15 protein-coding genes are annotated in these 18,678 nt (G+C 65.5%); 6 read left to right on the forward strand and 9 right to left on the reverse strand.

All coding sequences use genetic code 11. The features are described 5' to 3' along the window. Positions 1–51: 51 nt before the first annotated feature. Genes NHF53_RS18475 through NHF53_RS18485 form a run of 3 tightly spaced genes read right to left on the reverse strand, consistent with a single transcriptional unit; the run spans position 52 to position 4,923 of the window. Complete coding sequence (locus NHF53_RS18475) at positions 52–1,179, reverse strand: ABC transporter permease (protein WP_252835519.1); 1,128 nt, start codon at positions 1,177–1,179, stop codon at positions 52–54. A gap of 2 nt (positions 1,180–1,181) precedes the next feature. After that, positions 1,182–3,923 (reverse strand): ribosome-associated ATPase/putative transporter RbbA, encoded by a 2,742-nt coding sequence (gene rbbA, locus NHF53_RS18480; RefSeq protein WP_252835520.1) that lies wholly within the window; start codon positions 3,921–3,923, stop codon positions 1,182–1,184. Then, positions 3,910–4,923: an HlyD family secretion protein gene (locus NHF53_RS18485; RefSeq protein WP_252835521.1), complete on the reverse strand. Its 1,014-nt coding sequence runs from the start codon at positions 4,921–4,923 to the stop codon at positions 3,910–3,912. The genes rbbA and NHF53_RS18485 overlap by 14 nt, the downstream gene beginning before the upstream one ends. A gap of 219 nt (positions 4,924–5,142) precedes the next feature. Between NHF53_RS18485 and NHF53_RS18490 the strand changes: the two genes are divergently transcribed. The 4 genes from NHF53_RS18490 to NHF53_RS18505 all read left to right on the forward strand — a co-directional run bounded on the left by NHF53_RS18490 (position 5,143) and on the right by NHF53_RS18505 (position 10,648). Next, positions 5,143–6,141: a P1 family peptidase gene (locus NHF53_RS18490; RefSeq protein WP_114364350.1), complete on the forward strand. Its 999-nt coding sequence runs from the start codon at positions 5,143–5,145 to the stop codon at positions 6,139–6,141. A gap of 127 nt (positions 6,142–6,268) precedes the next feature. Next, a complete protein-coding gene (locus tag NHF53_RS18495) occupies positions 6,269–8,068 on the forward strand; it encodes a PHA/PHB synthase family protein (RefSeq protein ID WP_374591273.1) in 1,800 nt (599 codons plus the stop codon). Between the two features lie 7 nt (positions 8,069–8,075). Next, entirely contained in the window at positions 8,076–9,449 is a 1,374-nt protein-coding gene (locus NHF53_RS18500; protein WP_252835522.1) for a bifunctional enoyl-CoA hydratase/phosphate acetyltransferase, read from the forward strand. Continuing rightward, positions 9,446–10,648, forward strand: a complete 1,203-nt coding sequence (locus tag NHF53_RS18505; protein ID WP_252835523.1) for an acetate/propionate family kinase — start codon at positions 9,446–9,448, stop codon at positions 10,646–10,648. Before NHF53_RS18500 ends, NHF53_RS18505 begins: the two co-directional genes overlap by 4 nt. Positions 10,649–10,660: 12 nt before the next feature. Here NHF53_RS18505 and NHF53_RS18510 read toward each other — a convergent pair whose 3' ends face one another. Genes NHF53_RS18510 through NHF53_RS18535 form a run of 6 tightly spaced genes read right to left on the reverse strand, consistent with a single transcriptional unit; the run spans position 10,661 to position 16,981 of the window. Continuing rightward, positions 10,661–11,413, reverse strand: coding sequence for an ABC transporter ATP-binding protein (locus NHF53_RS18510; protein ID WP_252835524.1), 753 nt, complete (start codon positions 11,411–11,413; stop codon positions 10,661–10,663). Then, positions 11,410–12,243, reverse strand: coding sequence for an ABC transporter ATP-binding protein (locus NHF53_RS18515; protein WP_114364354.1), 834 nt, complete (start codon positions 12,241–12,243; stop codon positions 11,410–11,412). The genes NHF53_RS18510 and NHF53_RS18515 overlap by 4 nt, the downstream gene beginning before the upstream one ends. Continuing rightward, positions 12,240–13,172, reverse strand: coding sequence for an ABC transporter permease (locus tag NHF53_RS18520; RefSeq protein ID WP_252835525.1), 933 nt, complete (start codon positions 13,170–13,172; stop codon positions 12,240–12,242). The genes NHF53_RS18515 and NHF53_RS18520 overlap by 4 nt, the downstream gene beginning before the upstream one ends. Then, positions 13,169–14,227, reverse strand: coding sequence for an ABC transporter permease (locus NHF53_RS18525; protein ID WP_374591276.1), 1,059 nt, complete (start codon positions 14,225–14,227; stop codon positions 13,169–13,171). The genes NHF53_RS18520 and NHF53_RS18525 overlap by 4 nt, the downstream gene beginning before the upstream one ends. 15 nt (positions 14,228–14,242) lie before the next feature. Continuing rightward, positions 14,243–15,883, reverse strand: a complete 1,641-nt coding sequence (locus NHF53_RS18530; RefSeq protein WP_252835527.1) for an ABC transporter substrate-binding protein — start codon at positions 15,881–15,883, stop codon at positions 14,243–14,245. A 45-nt stretch (positions 15,884–15,928) separates the two neighbouring features. Beyond that, on the reverse strand, positions 15,929–16,981 hold the full coding sequence (locus NHF53_RS18535) for a dipeptidase (RefSeq protein ID WP_252835528.1): 1,053 nt from the start codon (positions 16,979–16,981) through the stop codon (positions 15,929–15,931). Positions 16,982–17,301: 320 nt separating this feature from the next. On the opposite strand from NHF53_RS18535, the gene NHF53_RS18540 reads away from it, so the two are divergent. Together NHF53_RS18540 and NHF53_RS18545 are read left to right on the forward strand one after the other, a co-directional pair. Further along, positions 17,302–18,048, forward strand: a complete 747-nt coding sequence (locus tag NHF53_RS18540; protein ID WP_252835529.1) for an SDR family oxidoreductase — start codon at positions 17,302–17,304, stop codon at positions 18,046–18,048. A 97-nt stretch (positions 18,049–18,145) separates the two neighbouring features. Further along, positions 18,146–18,678 (forward strand): fumarylacetoacetate hydrolase family protein (locus NHF53_RS18545; RefSeq protein WP_252836002.1); only part of this gene is annotated, 533 nt, incomplete at its 3' end.

Here is an 18,678-nt window from a genome sequence, read left to right on the forward strand (position 1 = left end):
GGCCGCACCGTCATCGCAGATGTCGGATTGCATCGGCACGAGAGTGCCCCGCTACCCCTGCTGTGCCGCGATGAAGCTGCGGAACCGCGCCATGCTGAACAGGAAGAAGAACAGACCGATCACCGCGGTTGCGAGGAACTGCGGCCAGATCACAGCGAAACCCGCGCCGCGGAAAAGGATTGCCTGCGCGAAGGAGACGAAGTGCGTCGTCGGCGAAACCTGCACGCCGATCTGCAGCCAGTCCGGCATGCTTTCGAGCGGCGTCATGCCGCCCGAGAGGATCGTCATCGGAAGGACCGTCAGGATGAAGAGCAGCGCCATCTGCGGCATCGACCGGGAGATCGTCCCGAGGAACAGGCCGAAGGAGGTGGCGAAGAAGAGATAGAGCAAGACGCCTGCGGCAAACAGCCAGAGCGAGCCCGAAATACGCATGCCGATCCAGAGGTCGAGCACGAAGACGACCGACAGCAGTGTCAGCACCAGCGTCACCAGGCCGTTCGCGAGAAGCTTGCTCAGCATGATCTCCGTCGCCCGCACCGGCATGACGAGCAAATGTTCGAGCGTGCCGTGCTCGCGTTCCCGCACCAGTGCCGCCCCGGCGAGCAGGACGGCGAGCATGGTGACGTTGTTGATGAGCCCGGACGTTCCGGTGAACCAGGCCGTGGTCAGCGTCTGATTGAAGGCCATGCGCACCTCGATCGCCACCGGCAGGCTGGTCGTCTTTTCGGTCCGGGTCACGAAGCGTGAGACCTCCTGACTGACAACCGACTGGATGTGACCCGCACCGATACCCGCCTGCATCAGCGCCGTCGCGTCGATCAGCAGCTGGACCGACGGGCTGCGGCCGGCAAGCACGTCGGCCTCGAAATTCGGCGGGATGTCGAGCACGAAGGTAAAGCGCGCCTGGTCCATGACGCGATCGACCTCGCCCGGCGAGAGCGATACGGGCGTCTGGAACTGCGGGGGACGCAGGGCGTCCAGGATCGCCGAGGAGAGTTGCGAGACATCCTGGTCGACGACCCCGACGGTGGCGCGGTTGAGCTCGTGGGTGATGCCCGTCGCCTGCATGTAGATCGCAAGCGTGAAGGCATAGATCACAAAGCCCATCAGCACCGTGTCCCGGCGGATACCGATCAGTTCCTTGACGAAGAGCGCGGCGATGTTGCGGAAATCGAGCATGGTCATACCTCCTGCTTGCGCAAGAGCAGCCAGGCCATGGCGATCAGGACCGGCCAGAACAGCACGAGCGGCAAGATGAAGGGCACGAGATCGGAAAAGCCGAGCGCCTTCGTGAACGCGCCGACGCTCGCTCGCAGGAAATAGGTGGTCGGGAACAGCGTTCCGATGATCCTGCCTGCCCCTTCGAGGGTCGCGACCGGCTGCAGCAGTCCGGCAAACTGCGTCGCCGGCATCATCGTGCCGATCGCCGTCGCGAACATCGCGGCGACCTGGGTCCGGGTCATGGTCGAGCTCAGGATGCCGATCGCCGTGGTGGCGAGGAGATAGAGAAAGGCCGCAAGCGAAAGACCAAGGAAGCTGCCCCTGATCGGCACGCCGAAGAGGGCGACCGCCATCACGACGAGAACGACATAGTTGACGCAGCCGACAAGGACATAGGGCGCCTGCTTGCCGAGCAGGAATTCGAGCTTGGTCACCGGCGTCACGTAGAGATTGCTGATCGAACCGAGTTCCTTTTCGGAAACCACGCCGAGCGCGGTCAGGATCGACGGGATGAAGAGCAGCAGGATGGCGACCACCGCCGGCACCATCGCATCGAGACTGCGGAACGCCTGATTGTAGCGATAGCGCATCTCGACGCTTGCCGCCGGGCTCGCCGAGATGCCGGCCGCCTGTGCCGCTTCGGTGAGGAAATGCGCATGCGCGCCCGAAATGTAGCCGAGCATCGTCTCCGCACGGAAGGGCATCGCCCCGTCCAGTGTCGCAAGGACCGTGGTCGTGTGCCCGGATCGCAGATCCGCGCCGAAGCGCTCCGGGATTTCGAGCGCGATCGCAATGTCGTTGGCCTTGAGCTTCTGCTCGAGTTCCCGCTGATCGGCCAGGGGACCTTCATAACGGAACGCCGTCGAGGCCGCGAAGCTGTCGATATAGGCCCTGCTTTCGGCCGTCTGGTCGCGGTCGAGCACGCCGAGTCGCAGATCGTCGACGTCGAGGGTGATCCCGTAGCCGAGGATCAGCATCAGGATGGCCGTCCCGAGAAGCGAGAAGGCGAGACGGATCGGGTCCCGCACGAGCTCCATCATCTCGCGCCGGGCATAAGCCACGGCCCGCCGCAGCGAGAAGATCTGTTTCACGGCGGTCGTCGCCCCGGTTGCGGCCGGCAGGGCCGCGTCGAAGGATGCCATCTCCTCGCGCCCGCCCTGCTTCATGTAGGCGATGAAGGCCTCGTCGAGCGTGGCTGATTGCGTCTCCGCCTTGAGTTTCTCCGGGGCACCACTCGCAATCACCTTGCCCGCATGCATGAAGGCAATGCGGTCGCACCGCTCCGCCTCGGACATGAAGTGGGTGGAGATGAAGATCGTCACGCCGTCCTCGCGTGAAACGCGCTGCAGGTCGTCCCAGAAGGCGTCGCGGGCGATCGGATCGACGCCGGAGGTCGGCTCGTCGAGAATGAGGACTTCCGGCCGGTGCAGAAGCGCGACCGCGAGCTGGAGACGCTGGCGCACGCCGAGCGGCAGGCGTTCCGACACCGTGTCGTGATACTCCGACAGTCCGAATGTTTCCGAAAGCTCGCGCACTCTCGCCGATGCGTCTGCGCCCTTGTAGTCGAAGATCGCCGCATGCAGCCGGAGGTTCTGGAGCACGGTGAGCTCCCCGTAGAGCGAAAAGCCCTGCGACATGTAGCCGACCCGCCGGCGCCCGGGGATGTCCGTGGCATCCACCGGCTCGCCGAACAGGAAAGCTTCCCCTTCGCTTGCCGGCAGAAGCCCGGTCAGCATCTTCATCGTCGTCGACTTGCCGCAGCCGTTCGAGCCGAGGAAGCCGAAGATCTCCCCGCGCGGGATGCGGAAGCTGACATGATCGACGGCAGTGAACGAACCGAAGCGCCGTGTCAGCCCCTTGGCCTCGATCGCGATGCTCTCGCTCTCGACCGGCCGCGTCGCCGGGACCTTGCCGTTGTCCGCCACGGCACCGTGTCCGCTCTCGTTGAGCAGGCTCACGAACGCCCGCTCCAGCGTGCTCGCACCTGTGCGGGCAAGGAGTTCCGCCGGCGTTCCGTCGGCCAGAATGCGGCCGTCGTTCTGCATCGCAACCCGGTCGAAGCGCATCGCCTCGTCGATGTCGGAGGTGGCCGTCAGGATCGTGAGGCGCGGACGCGCCCTGCGGATGCTCTCCACGAGGTCCCAGAACTGTTGCCGCGACAAGGGATCGACCCCCGTCGTCGGCTCGTCGAGCAGCAGGAGATCCGGGTCGTGCACAAGCGCGCAGCAGAGCCCGAGCTTCTGTTTCATCCCGCCGGAGAGCTTGCCCATCAGGCGGTCGCCGAACGGATCGAGGCCCGTCGCTTTCAGAAGCTCGGCGATGCGTCGCCGGCGCTCGTCCTCGCCGTGGCCGAAAAGCCGGGCGAAGAAGTCGACGTTCTCGCTGACGGAAAGGCTCGGGTAGAGGTTACGCCCGAGGCCCTGCGGCATATAGGCGATCCGCGGCAGCACGCCGGCCCGGGAGCGTTGCCCGCCCATGTCGCTTCCGAGCGAACGGACGCTGCCGGTCTGGATGCGCTTGGCGCCGGCGACGAGCCCGAGCAGGGTCGACTTGCCGACACCGTCGGGGCCGACGATCGCCATCTTCGACCCGGCGGTGACGGTGAGGTCGATGCCGTCGAGCGCGACGACACGGCCATAGCGATGGGAGACACCACGCAGCTCGACGCCCGGCTCCTGACGATCGGTATCAGGGTTTGGCATCGGTCGCGGCACCTGTTGTCAGGTCGGACTCCAGCCAGCTCGGCCAGACGACCGCGGGATCGAGCTTCACGTATCCGACGCCGGTGACACCCGTCTTCACCTGCTGCAGGTACTGCGCCACCAGCGGCTTGGGCGCGCTGATCTTGACGCGGAACATCAGGCGGTCGCGCTCGCTGCGGGTCTCGACCTGCTTCGGCGTGTACTGGGCTTGCGGCGATACGAAGGACACTGTGCCCGGCACCGCCCGATCCGGGAGGACGTCGAGCAGGATGCGCCCCTCGGCCCCGATCGCCGTACGAGCGGCGTCCGCCGACGGCAAGAAGATCGTCATGTAGACGTCGGAGAGATCGAGCAGCGTCAGCACCTTGCCGCCCGCTCCCAGAACCTCGCCCGGTTCTGCGAGCCGGTAAAGCACCCGACCGTCTTTCGGCGCGACGAGGGTCGCGTTGCTCAGCATGTCGGTGATCTGGTCACGCGCGGCGGTAGCGCTCTCGATCGCCGCCTCGGCGCTGCGGAGGCCGCTTTCGGCCGCCGAAAGGGCGGCCCGGGCGCTGTCCCTGACGAGGCGTTGCGAATCCACCCGCTGGTCGGAGACGAATCCCTTGCCGAGCAGCACGAGCTGGCGTTCGAGGTCTTTCTCGGCAAGGCTAAGCTCGCTCTGGCGCTGCGACAGGCCGAAGTTGGCGGAATCGCGTGCCTGTTCGGCCTCCTTGATCTGCGCCTCGGCGGCGCGCAGCTGTGCCTCGACCTGGGCGGTGTCGATGCGCGCAAGCACCTGTCCCTTCGTGACGTAATCGCCTTCCGCGACCTCGACCGAGGCCAGTTTTCCGGCGAACTTCGTCGCGATGTCGATTTCCGTCGCCTCGATGCGGCCGTTACCCGCGGCGATCCCCGCCGGCAGGGCATCGCGCTGAGCCCACTGGAGATAGGCATAACCCGCGGCACCGGCGACGACCAGCAGAGCGGCGAGAGCCGCGACAAACTTTGCAGTCTTCTTCATTGGACGCTCTTCTGCAGAAAAACGGAAAGACGAGAGATCGAAACCTGTCGAGATGCTCGACCGGAGGCGGAACGCTCCGGAAGCCATGCCGGCCAATCTGGAGTTGAAATTCACGCCCGCCCTTGATCCATGTCAAGAACGCCGGCACATTCCGGCGGCAGATTTGACGCTGGATCAGGCCGTTGCACGAAGGCCACGGCGACCGAACAGGAGAGACGCATGGCAGGCGCCCTCGAAAACCTGCTCACCGACATCGAAGGCGTATCCGTCGGCCATTCGACCGACCTCGAGCTCGGCTCCGGCGTCACCGTAATCGTCTTCGACGAGCCGGCAGTGGCCTCCGGCAGCGTACTCGGCGGTGCGCCAGGCGGACGCGAGACGGGCCTCCTCGACCCCTCTATGACGGTGGAGGTGGTCGATGCCCTGGTTCTCTCCGGCGGCTCGGCCTTCGGTCTCGACGCGGCAGGCGGCGTGCAGGCAGGCCTGCGCGAAATCGGTCGCGGTTTTCCCGTCGGCGACGTGCGCGTGCCGATCGTGCCGCAGGCGATCCTCATGGATCTCCTGAACGGCGGCAACAAGGACTGGGGTATCCAGTCACCCTATCGCGACATGGGCTATACCGCCTTCAAGACGGCAGCCAAGGGCGCCTTCGCGCTCGGCAGCGTCGGCGCCGGCACCGGCGCGACGACGGCGACCGTCAAGGGAGGGCTGGGCTCGGCGAGCGCCATGACCACCGGCGGCCACAAGGTGGCGGCGATCGTCGCCGTCAACGCCATGGGGTCCGCCACCATCGGCGACGGCCCCTTTTTCTGGTCGGCCCCCTTCGAACTCGATGACGAATTCGGCGGCATCGGATTGCCGGCCAATTTCTCCGCGCCCGACACCATCCTTCGGGCGAAGGGGATCAATCTCACCGCCACGACGATCGGCGCGGTCGTCACCGATGCGGCGCTCACCAAGGCGCAGGCGCACCGGCTGTCGATCATGGGCCAGAACGGCATCGGCCGGGCCGTCCTGCCGGCGCATCTGCCCGCCGACGGCGATACTGTCTTTGCGGCAGCGACCAATGCGCGGCGGCTCGCAAGCTCGGCGGACTTCATGGAACTCTGCCATCTCGCGGCGCTGGTGATGGCCCGGGCGGTCGCCCGCGGCGTCTATGAAGCGACCACCCTGCCGGTCGAAGGGGCACAGCTCTGCTGGCGCGATCGCTTCGGCTGAGGGAGTGCGGGATGTTGGTTTGCGGACGCTGGGCTATACTGCCGATGCGATATCAGGCCCGGCTTCCCGCACCGGAGCGACAATGACTGCCGTGCAGAGCGAGGAGTTTCGCGTGCCGAAAGAAAGCATGATCAAGACGCCCGAGCCTTTCCCGGTCGATCTCGATGCGACGCTCTCGGCGCTCGGCGCCGACGAGGCCTCGGAAGCCGAAGCCTTTGCCGCGCTCAACCGGATGACCGAGGCGCTGATGGCGCCGATGACCGGCGGGCTCTCGCCGGCGGCGCTCTCGCTCGCCGTTTTCGACTGGGCAACGCATCTCGCCATGGCACCGGGAAAGCGGCTGGAGCTTCTGGACAAGGCGCTGCGCAAGTCGAATCGGCTCGCCGTCCATCTCGCCGCCTGCGCCACCGACCCGCAGACGCCTCCCTGCATAGAGCCACTGCCCGGCGACGACCGTTTCGCGAGCGAAGGCTGGAAACACTTCCCCTTCAATATCCTCTCCCAGACCTTCCTGCTGAACCAGCAATGGTGGCACAACGTCACCAACGACGTCCCCGGTGTGACGCCCCACCATGAGGATGTGATCTCCTTCGCCGCCCGCCAGATGCTCGACGTCTTCTCTCCCTCGAATTTCGCCTGGAGCAATCCCGACGTCCTGAAGAGAACCGCCGAGACGGGAGGGATGAACGTCGTCGACGGTCTCAGCAATCTTGTCGATGACACCAACCGGCGGCTTACCGGCCGACCGACCGCCGGTACGGAGGAGTTCGTACCGGGCGAGACGGTTGCCGTGACCCCTGGGCGGGTGGTCTATCGCAACCGGCTGATCGAACTCATCCAGTACGCGCCCACGACGGAGACGGTCCATGCCGAGCCGATCCTCATCGTGCCGGCCTGGATCATGAAATACTACATCCTCGATCTTTCGCCGCAGAACTCACTCATCCGCTACCTGGTCGACCGCGGCCACACCGTCTTCTGCATCTCCTGGCACAATCCGACCGCCGCCGACCGGGATCTCGGGCTCGACGATTATCGCGAGCATGGCGTGATGGCGGCCCTCGACGCGATCGAGGCGATCCTCCCCGACCGCAAGATCCACGCGACCGGCTATTGCCTGGGCGGCACGCTGCTCTCGATTGCGGCATCCGCCATGGCGCGCGCGGGCGACGACCGCCTCGCCTCCGTGACCCTGCTCGCCGCCCAGATCGATTTCACCGAGCCCGGAGAGCTCGCGCTCTTCATCGACCACAGCCAGTTGCACTTCCTCGAAAGCATGATGTGGAACCGCGGCTATCTTTCCGCCGACCAGATGGCCGGCGCCTTCCAGCTCTTGAAGTCGAACGACCTCGTCTGGTCACGGGTGGTGCGCGACTACATGATGGGCGAACGCCAGCCGCTGAACGACCTCATGGCGTGGAACGCCGATTCGACCCGCATGCCCTTCCGCATGCATTCGGAATACCTGCAGCGCCTCTACCTCGACAACGACTTCGCCGCCGGGCGTTACATGGTCGGCGATCATCCGGCCGCTCCGCAGAACATTCGCGTGCCGATCTTCGCGGTCGGAACCGAGCGCGACCACGTGGCGCCATGGCGATCGGTCTACAAGATCCATGCGCTCGCCGACACCGAAGTCACCTTCGTCCTGACAAGCGGCGGCCACAATGCCGGGATCGTCAGCGAGCCAGGTCACCCGCACCGCCACTTCCGCATGACGACGAAAGCCGCAGCAGACCCCTGCATCGGGACCGGGGAATGGTTGCGCGACACGGCGTCCGAGGACGGATCATGGTGGCCGCGCTGGTCGGACTGGCTTGCCGCCCGCTCTTCCCCGTCCAGGGTCGCGCCACCGGCTATCGGGGCTCCGGAGCGCGGCTATCCGCCGCTCGAAGCGGCCCCCGGAACCTATGTCTTCGAACGATGAGGCCGCGATGAACAGCCCGCTCCTGACGAACCGGACCTTCGACGAAATCGCGGTCGGCGACAGCGCCATCGTCGAGCGCACGGTTGAATCCGACGTTACATCAGAAGGCGACCGCGCCTTTTCGGCGAGGGACTTCGTCCGCGAGGTCATCGCCCGGGCGATCTGGTCCGCGGCCTCTGCGGCGGATGGCGGCCGCCCGCCGGCCGGCGCCACCATCTATCTCGGACAGGAATTGAAGTTCCACAAACCCGTCGCGCCCGGCGACACGATCACCGCGACGGTAAGCGTGATCGAGAAGCGGACAGACAAGCAGATCGTCGTCCTCGACACCCGTTGCATGAACCAGAGGGGCGAGGAGGTGCTTTCCGGGCTCGCGACCGTCATCACCCGATTCGAGCGGGTCGAGTGGCCGCACGCCGTGCTGCCCTCGCTGATCGCTGCAGCGGCCCAGCATCAGGACCAGTTCGACACGATCGTCGCCGATGCGAAGCGATCGCCACCGTTGAAGGTCGCGGTCATCCATCCCTGCTCGCCGGAAACGATCCGCGCCGCCGCCGAAATCCGCGACGAAGGGCTGCTCGATCCGGTGCTGGTCGGACCGGAGGCGAAAATCCGCGCCGCCGCGGCGGAAGGCGGCGTCGCGCTCGACGGCTTCGAGATCGTGTGCGCGGAACACAGCCATGCTGCGGCCGAACTGGGCGTCGGGCTGGCGGTCGCGGGCAAGGTCGCCATCCTGATGAAGGGGAGCCTTCACAGCGACGAATTGATGGGGGCCGTCGTCGCGCTGAACTCCGGGCTGCGCACCGAGCGGCGGATCAGCCATGCCTATGTGATGGACGTGCCGGCCTATCCGAAGCTGCTCGTCGTCACGGATGCGGCGATCAACATCGCGCCGACGCTCGAACAAAAGCGCGACATCTGCCAGAACGCCGTCGATCTCCTGCACCTCCTCGGCAATCTCGAACCGAGGGTGGCCGTGCTCGCCGCGGTCGAGACCGTCAACGGCAAAATGCCGGCGACATTGGATGCAGCCGCCCTGACGGTGATGGCGGCGCGCGGCCAGATCACCGGCGCCCGCGTCGACGGGCCGCTCGCCTTCGACAACGCGATCAGCCTCGACGCTGCCCGAACCAAGGGCATCGTCTCCCCCGTCGCCGGGCAGGCCGACATCCTGCTGGTGCCAGACCTCGAAGCCGGCAACATGCTCGCCAAGCAGCTTCTCTATTTCGCCGGCGCGGATGCCGCCGGCCTCGTCCTCGGCGCCCGCGTGCCGATCATCCTGACCAGCCGCTCGGACAGCCTGAAGGTGCGGATCGCCTCGGCGGCTCTCGCCAAGCTGATGGCGGCCCGCCGGTCGGCGCAGGGGCTGCCCTGCCAATGACGGGCAAGCTGCTGCTCACCTTCAACGCCGGCTCCTCTACGGTGAAGATCGGCCTCTTCCTGCGCGAGAACGGCAAGGCCCGCCGCATCGGCAAGGGCATGATCGACTTCCGCCACAAGCCGCTGACCTTCCATCTCGTCGAAGGACCGGAGACCTTCGACGTTCCGCTGGAGGCCGAAGGTGGCGATGTCCTGCACGAGGTGCTCGACGAAACCTTCGGCTGGCTCGCAAACCATTTCGACCTGAATGCGGTATCGGCGGTCGGCCACCGCGTCGTCCACGGCGGCGACAGCTTCCACGGACCCGTCTTGCTCGATGATGCCACGATCGAGGCAATCGACGCGCTCTCTCCGCTCGCCCCCCTGCACCAGCCGCAGAACGTAAGGCTGATCCGCGCGGTGGCAGACCTCAGACCGGACCTTCCGCAGACGGCCTCCTTCGACACCGCCTTCCATGCCGGCCAGGAACCGGTGGTCCGTCGCTTCGCCATTCCCCGGCGCTTCTACGAGGATGGCATCAAGCGCTACGGTTTCCACGGCCTCTCCTACGCCTTCATCTCCGCCGAGCTTGCCCGCCGCCGGCCCGACCTCGCCGGTGCCCGCACGGTGATTGCCCATCTCGGCAGCGGCGCGAGCCTCTGCGCCGTCAGCGGGGGCAAGAGCCGCGACAGCTCGATGAGCTTCTCGACGATCGACGGCATCCCGATGGCGACCCGCAGCGGCGCGATCGATCCCGGTGTCCTCTTCCACCTGATGCGGACGAAGGGCATGAACCGCGAAGAGGTCGAAGACTTGCTCTACCACAAGTCCGGCCTGCTCGGCCTCTCCGGGATCAGCGCCGACAGCCGGGTCCTGCTCGAAAGCGACCGGCCGGAAGCCCGCGAGGCGCTCGACGTCTTCACCTTCCGCATCGCCGGCGAAGTCGCTAGGCTTTCGGCCTCGATCGGTGGCCTCGACGCGCTCGTCTTCACCGCCGGGATCGGCGAGCACCAGCCGGCGATCCGGCATGCGGTCTGCGACCGGCTCGCCTTCCTCGGCGTCGCGCTCGATGACGGGGCCAACGCCATCAATGCGGAAACGGTCAGCGCGCCGGAGAGCCGCACGAAGGTCTTCGTCATCGCGACCGACGAGGAACAGGTGATCGCCGACGAGGCGCTTGCGGTTCTCGCGGGTCGGCAGACAGGTCCAGTATTGTCGTAAGGTGGCACTACGCTACGCCTCGCGCCGAAAGCCCTCGCTCGCCGTCAAGAGCTGGCGGGTGTAATCCGCGCCGATAGCGCGCTGCCTCAGGTCTTCGACCGAAAGCTCTTCGACCACGCCGCCGTCGCGCATCACGACCAGCCGCTCGCACATGTGGCTGATGACGGCAAGGTCGTGGCTCACCATCACGAAGGTCAGGTTCCGGTCCCGTCGGGTCTGTTCGAGGAGGTTGAGAATTTCCGCCTGGATCGAGGCGTCGAGCGCCGAGGTCGGCTCGTCGAGCAATAGCACCTTCGGCTCGACGATCAGCGCGCGGGCGATCGCGACACGCTGCCGCTGGCCGCCGGAAAGCTGGTGCGAGAAACGGAAGCGAAAGCCGGAACCGAGACCGACCTCGTCGAGCGCCCGGGCGATCCGCGCTTCCGTGTCGGCAAAGTCGTGGATCGCTAGCGGCTCGAGCAGCAGCCGGTCGACCGTCTGGCGCGGATGCAGCGAGCCGTAAGGGTCCTGGAAGACCATCTGGACGGTGCGGTAGAATTCCGGGTCGCGGCGCTGGCCGGTATAGCGACGACCGTCGACGTCGAGCGAGCCGCCGTCGAAATGGTTGAGGCCGGCGATCGCCCGCAGGAGCGTCGATTTCCCCGAGCCGGACTCGCCGACGATGCCGAAGGATTCGCCCGGAGCGACGTCAATACTGACGCCGGCGAGCGCCCGATAGCCGTCGAAGGTGACGGTCATGTCCTTGATCGACAGTGCAGCGGTCATAGTGCCCACTCCGCCTTGCGTTCGAGGATCGGCAGCGGATGCCGGTCGCGGTCGAGCTGCGGCAGGCAGTTGAGCAACCCCCGCGTATAGGGATGCTGCGCCTCGGAGAGCCGCGAGGCCTGCAGCTCCTCGACCACCCGCCCCGCATACATGACGACCACGCGGTCGCAGAAGGACGAGACGAGGCGTAGGTCGTGCGAGATGAAGATCAGCCCCATGCCGCGCTCGGAGACCAGCTTGTCGAGGATTTCCAGCACGTCGAGCTGCACCGTCACGTCGAGCGCCGAGGTGGGCTCGTCGGCGATCAAGAGTTCCGGGCCACAGACGAGCATCATGGCGATCATCGCCCGCTGGCCCATGCCGCCGGAAATCTCGTGCGGGTAGAGATCGAAGACGCGACTCGGATCGTGGATCTGCACAGCCTCCAGCATCGCGAGCGCCCGATCGCGTGCCTCGGCCTTCGAAACCGGTTCGTGGGTCCGCAAGGTCTCGACGATCTGGCGGCCGATCGTCATCACGGGGTTCAGCGAATATTTCGGATCCTGCAGGATCATCGCGATCTTCTTGCCGCGAAGCGCCCGCCGCTGCCGCGACGGCACCGAAAGAAGGTCCATGTCGCCGAAGCGCAGCCGCTCGGCCGAGAGCCGAGCATGCCGGGGCGTCAGGCCCATGATCGCGCGACCGGTCTGCGATTTGCCCGACCCGGATTCGCCGACGATGCCGAGACGCTCTTTGCCGAGCGAGAAGCTTACGCCACGCACTGCCTCCACGAGGCCGTTGCGCGTCGGATAGCCGACCTTCAGGTCGCGGATTTCGAGAAGCGGCGTCATTGGCCGGCCTCTCTCGGGTCGAGCGCATCGCGCAGCCCGTCACCGAGCAGGTTGAAGCCGAGGCTGACGATGAGGATCGCGGCACCCGGCATGGCCGCGACCCACCACTGGTCGAGGATGAAGCGCCGCCCGGAGGCGATCATCGCCCCCCATTCGGGAAGCGGCGGCTGCGCTCCGAGGCCGAGGAAGCCGAGGCCCGCGGCCGTCAGGATGATCCCGGCCATGTCGAGCGTCACGCGCACGATGAGCGATGAGAGACAGAGCGGCATGATGTGCAGGGTGACGATGCGCGCCGGGGAGGCCCCCATAAGCCGCACTGCGGAAATATAGTCGGAATTCCGGAACGTCATGGTTTCCGCCCGCGCGATGCGCGCATAAGGCGGCCAGGAGGTGACGGCGATCGCCAGAACCGCATTCTCGATCCCCGGCCCGAGGGCCGAAACCAGCGCCAGCGCCAGGACGAGCTTCGGGAAGGCGAGGAAGATGTCGGTGATCCGCATCAGCACCCCGTCGACGAAGCCGCCCGCATAGCCGGAGATGGTGCCGACGAGAAGGCCGACCGGCGCGGCGATGACCGCCACGAGCACGACGACGAAGAGCGTGAGCCGCGAGCCGTAGATGAGACGCGAGAGAATGTCTCGCCCCTGGTCGTCGGTACCGAGCAGATAGCCGGCCGAGCCCGGAGGTAGAAGACGCGCGCCGCGCAAATCGCCCTGCACCGGCGAATGCGGTGCGAGCACGGCCGCAAAAGCCGCGACGAACAACAGGCCGAAGAGGATCAGGAGCCCCGCCACCGCAAGACGGTTCTCGGCGAAGCGGCTCCAGATCACGTAAAGGCGTCCGAGCCGTGCCTGTCGGCGCGATTGCGGCCTGTCGGAAAGCAGCCATTCACGGAGCGTCGGCTTGATGATCGTGTCGTTGGTATTCATCGGCTGCGGGTCCTCGGATCGAGCACGTGGTAGAGAACGTCCGACAGGACGTTGATCCCGATGAAGACGGAACCGATGACGATCGTGCCGCCCAGCACCGCGTTCATGTCGGCGTTCTGCAGCGAGTTGGTGATGTAGAGGCCGAGCCCCGGCCAGGAGAAGATCGTCTCCGTGAGCACGGAGCCTTCGAGCAGCCCCGCATAGGAAAGCGCGATCACGGTGATCAGCGGCACGGCGGCATTGCGCAGCGCATGGAACCAGATGATCCGGGTCTCGGAGAGGCCCTTCGCCCGCGCCGCGACGACATATTCCTGGGAGAGCTCGTTCAGCATGAAGCTGCGGGTCATGCGGCTGATGTAGGCGAGGGAGAAATAGCCGAGCAGCGCAGCGGGCAGGATGATGTGGCGGAAGAGGTCCCACAGCACGTCCCATTGCCGCTGCATGGCCGCATCGAGGAGGAAGAAGCCGGTGACCGGCGTGAAGCTGTATTCGTAGACAATGTCGACCCGGCCCGGATACGCCACCCAGCCGAGCTTCGCGTAGAAGAGAACGAGCGCCAGCAGCCCCAGCCAGAAGATCGGCACGGAATAGCCAACAAGGCCGATGACGCGGACGATCTGGTCGGCGATCGATCCGCGCCGGACGGCGGCGAGCACGCCGAGCGGCACACCGAGCACGGCGCCGATGATGGTGCCGACGGTCGCAAGCTCGATCGTCGCAGGAAAGACGCGGGCGATGTCGGTCATCACCGGATTGGTGGTGAGCACGGACGTTCCGAAATCGCCCGTCACGGCCTGCCGGACATAGATGACGAACTGCTGGTAGAGCGGCAGGTTGAGCCCGAGCTCCTCGCGCACACGCTCCACCACATGGGCCGGCGCCCGATCACCGACGATGGCGAGCGCCGGATCGATCGGCACGACGCGGCCGATGAAGAAGGTGACGGCGAGAAGACCGAGGAAAGTCGTCGCGACCGTCAGCACGAACTTCATGAACGACAGGGCAAAGTCCGAGGCGCCTGCCCTTGCACGCCGCGCCTCGGTTCTGTTCTCCATTGCGGCCAAGGCCGTCTATTCCTTGGAGATCGTGTAGACGAAGTTGGTGTCGAAGCTCGGGCCGAGCTTGAAACCCTTCAGCTTGTCGGAATAGCCGGCGACCTCGATCTGCTGGAAGAGCATCACGAACGGACCGCGGGCGAGAACTTCCTTCTGCAACTCCTCATAGACGGCGGCACGCTTGGCGGAATCCTTCTCGAGGAGAGCGGCCTGCGTCTTGGTCGACAGGTCCTTCGGATCCCACGCATTGCGCCAGGCAAGCGTCTTGTTCGTGCCGGCGTCGGAGTTGTCCGGGTTGAAGGTGAAGGTTTCGGCGTTCGAGTTCGGGTCGAAATAGTCCGAACCCCACTGGCCGATATAGATGTCGTGCTGGCGCGCACGATACTTGGTCAGCGTCTGCTTGCCGTCGCCGGGAATGATCTCGAGCTTGATGCCGGCTTGCGCCAGCGTCTGCTGGACGTTTTCGGCAATCCCGGTCACCGGCTGCGTGTTGCGGACATCCATGGTGACAGTGAAGCCATTCGGCACTCCGGCCTTGGCGAGCAGTTCCTTGGCCTTCGCGACGTCGAGCGTGTAGGGCTTGTCGTCCAGCGCGCCGAGCTGGCCGGCAGGCAGGAAGGTCTGGTGGATCTGGCCGATCCCCTTGATGAGGGTCTCGCCGATCGCATCGTAGTCGACGAGGTACTTGAAGGCCTCGACAACCTCGGGCTTCGCCAGCGTCTCGTTCTTCTGGTTGAGGCTGAAGTAATAGAGCGTCCCCTTCGGCGCCGACGTGGTGGCAATGCCTCCCTTCTTCGACACCGCCTCGAAGTCACCCGGTTCGAGGTTTCGGGCAATGTCGATGTCGCCGTTCTCGAGCGCCAGGCGCTGACCGGCGCTTTCCTTCATGTGGCGATAGATGACGCGGGCAAGCGGCGGCTTCTCACCGAAATAGTTGTCGTTGCGCTCCAGAACGACGGCTTCGTTGGCACGCCATTCGCGGATCTTGAACGCGCCGGAGCCGGCGTAGCCGGTCTTCAGGAACTCGTTGCCGAAATCGGTATCGTACTTGTACTCGTCCGTCGGCGTCATCGCCTTGGCGTGTTCCATGACCACCTTCTTGTCGACGACGGATGCGACGGTGGAGGTCAGCACGTTGAGGACGAAGCTCGGCGCATAGGCCTTGTCGACGGTCAGCACGAAGGTGGTTTCGTCGGCAGCCTTCGCCTTTTCCGTGACGTTGTCGCCGGTAAGCCCGAACTGGGTCAGCAGGAAGGCCGGCGACTTGTCGAGCTTGACGGCCCGCTCGAAGGAGAAGGCGACGTCTTCCGCGGTGACCGGGTTGCCAGAGGCGAACTTCAGTCCCGGCTTCAGCTTGAACGTATAGATGAGGCCGTCGTCTGAAATCGTCCAGCTGTCGGCGAGTTCGCCCACGACCTTGGAGGTGTCATTGAGATCGAGGCTGACCAGCTTGCTGTAGCTGTTGGCGGTGACTTCCGCGGTCGAAATCTCGAAGGCTTCGCCCGGATCGAGCGTGATGATGTCGTCGATGGCCCAGCCCTCGACCAGCGTATCCGCCGGGGTCGCAGCGAAAGCCTGCGGCACACCTGCCAGAAGTAGCGCGAGAGCGGCAGTGGTCGTCATTATATGCATGCGCTTGTTCAGCATTCCGGACATGTCTGTTCCCCTGTTTTCTGTGCTTTGCCTATCAGGGCTTCCCACCTATTCGTGCCAGGCGGAAGCCAATACTCTCAACCAGTTCTCCCGGCATATCTTCGCCAATTCCTCGTCACCGTAACCGGCGCCTTTCAGAGCCGCAACGAGTTTCTGGGTGCCGCCCGCATCGCCGATTTCAGCCGGAATCGTCGCACCGTCGTAATCCGATCCGAGAGCGACACAGTCGATGCCCATTCGCTCGACGAGATAGTCGACGTGCCGCACCATATCGGAAAGCGGCGTCTCCGCATCGTCCCGCCCGTCGGACCGCAACATCGTGACGGCGTAGTTCAGCCCGACGAGGCCTCGGCTCTCCTTGATCGCATCGAGCTGGCGGTCGGTGAGATTGCGGGCGACCGGCGTCAGCGCATGGGCGTTGGAATGGCTGGCGACGAGCGGCTGGTCGGTCGTCTTCGCGACGTCCCAGAAACCTTGCTCGGTGATATGGGCAAGGTCGATCAGGATGCCGAGGCGATTGCAGGTGCGCACGAGCTCGAAACCGGCGTCTGTAAGACCCGGGCCGGTGTCCGGCGACATCGGATAGGCGAAGGGCACACCATGGCCGAAGATATTGTTCCGGCTCCAAACGGGCCCGAGCGAGCGCAGCCCCGCCGCGTAGAAGACGTCGAGCGCGGAGAGATCCTCGCCGATCGCCTCGCAACCCTCCATGTGCATGACGGCGGCGAAGACGCCGGCCTCGAGGGTAGCACGGATCTCCGCCGTCGAGCGACAGAGCCGCCAGGCGCCGGCCCGATCGAGATTGACGGCAATCGAGGCCATGGCGAGCGCCACGTCAAGCGAGGGTGCCCGCTCCAGCGGTTCTGCGAGCGGCGTCGCATAATGCCCGTTCGCGTCCGGCGCCTTCAGCGCGAAATCGGCCGTGTTCGGAATGTAGATCGCGCACAGACCGCCAGCGAGACCGCCGACTTTCGCGCGCGGCCCGTCGATATGCCCGTGGCTGGTCCCGTCGACGAATTCCGCAATCGGGTCTGCTCCGGCCGCCTTAGCCCTCCAGAGCCGCAGGAGGACATCGTTGTGACCGTCGAACACCAGTTCCATGAAGCGAAATTCCCATTGGAAAGCAAAGCGATGGATTAACGGTCGCGCGGATGACAACCGCCTGTCGCCGGAGCACGACAGCACTCTCCGGCGCGGTGGCTCGGATCGTAGGGCCAAATCCGGCGACGGTTCAAGCCCCAAAATCACTATCAGAACAGATGGGTTCTTCACCGCATCGTTCGGCTTTGAACTTTGCGGCACGGGTGTCTCCCGCAAAGCCCAGCGAGCCCCATGAAACGTACCGCAGGGACCCTTCCCGATCTTGACGGACGAAGCATCAGGTGGTCTGACAATGCCGCACCAACCATGGGGATCTCGACATGACGCTTCTCGACGGCAAACGCACCCTTGTGACGGCGTCTGGCCAGGGGATTGGCCGTGCGAGTGCGCTGGCCTTTGCGCGGGCGGGCGCGAGCGTGGTCGCAACCGACATCAATGAGGGGGCGCTCGAGAGCCTCGCCGGAGAGGCGAAGGCGGAAGGGCTCGCCGTCGAGACCCGCGTGCTCGACGTCCTGAAGGACGCCGCCGTGACAGAGGTTGTCGCCGGGACCGGGCCCTTCGACGTCCTCTTCAACTGCGCCGGCTTCGTCCATTCCGGCACCGTGCTGGACATGGCCGACAAGGACCTCGACTTCGCCTTCGATCTCAACGTCCGCGCCATGATCCGCACCATCCGCGCCGTGCTGCCCGGCATGATCGAGAAGGGTGACGGTTCGATCATCAACATGGCCTCCGTCGCCTCTAGCGTGAAGGGCGTGCCCAACCGCTGCGCCTACACCGTGACCAAGGCCGCCGTCATCGGGCTCACCAAGTCGGTCGCCGCCGACTTCGTCGCGCAAGGCATCCGCTGCAATGCCATCTGCCCCGGCACGGTCGAAAGCCCCTCGCTGCAGGAGCGCATGAAGGCGCAGGGCGACTACGAGACGGCGCGCGCCGCCTTCATCGCCCGCCAGCCGATGGGACGGCTCGGAACCCCGGAAGAAATCGCCGACCTCGCCGTCTATCTCGCGACCGCCACCTATACATCCGGCCAGGCCTACGCCATCGACGGCGGCTGGACGATCTGAGCAATGCCAGGAAAAGTGTGAAGCGGTTTTCCGTCCGGCATTGCGAACAACAAAGAACCAAGGAGCGGCCCGGCCGCGAATTCGAAAGGAAACTCCCATGAAACTGATGCGCGTCGGCCCGCCCGGCCAGGAAAAGCCGGCCCTCCTCGACAAGGACGGCAAGGTCCGCGATCTCTCCGCCCATGTCGCCGATATCGGCGGTGCGGCCATCTCCCCCGAAGGCCTTCAAGAGATCGCGACGATCGACCCGGCGAGCCTTCCGGAACTTGCCGTGGACCGCATCGGTGCTTGCGTTGCCGGCACCGGCAAGTTCATCTGCATCGGGCTCAACTATTCCGACCATGCCGCCGAGAGCGGCATGGCCGTGCCACCCGAGCCGGTGATCTTCATGAAGGCGACGTCCGCCATCTGCGGCCCCAATGACGATGTCCAGATCCCCCGCGGCTCGGAAAAGACCGACTGGGAGGTCGAGCTCGGCGTCGTCATCGGCAAGACCGCAAAATACGTCTCCGAGGCCGACGCCCTCGACTACGTCGCCGGCTACTGCGTCTCCCACGACGTCTCCGAGCGCGCCTTCCAGACCGAGCGCGCCGGCCAGTGGACCAAGGGCAAGTCCTGCGACACCTTCGG

It is taken from the genome of Ciceribacter sp. RN22 (genome assembly GCF_024054295.1).
Classification (GTDB): domain Bacteria; phylum Pseudomonadota; class Alphaproteobacteria; order Rhizobiales; family Rhizobiaceae; genus Allorhizobium; species Allorhizobium lividum.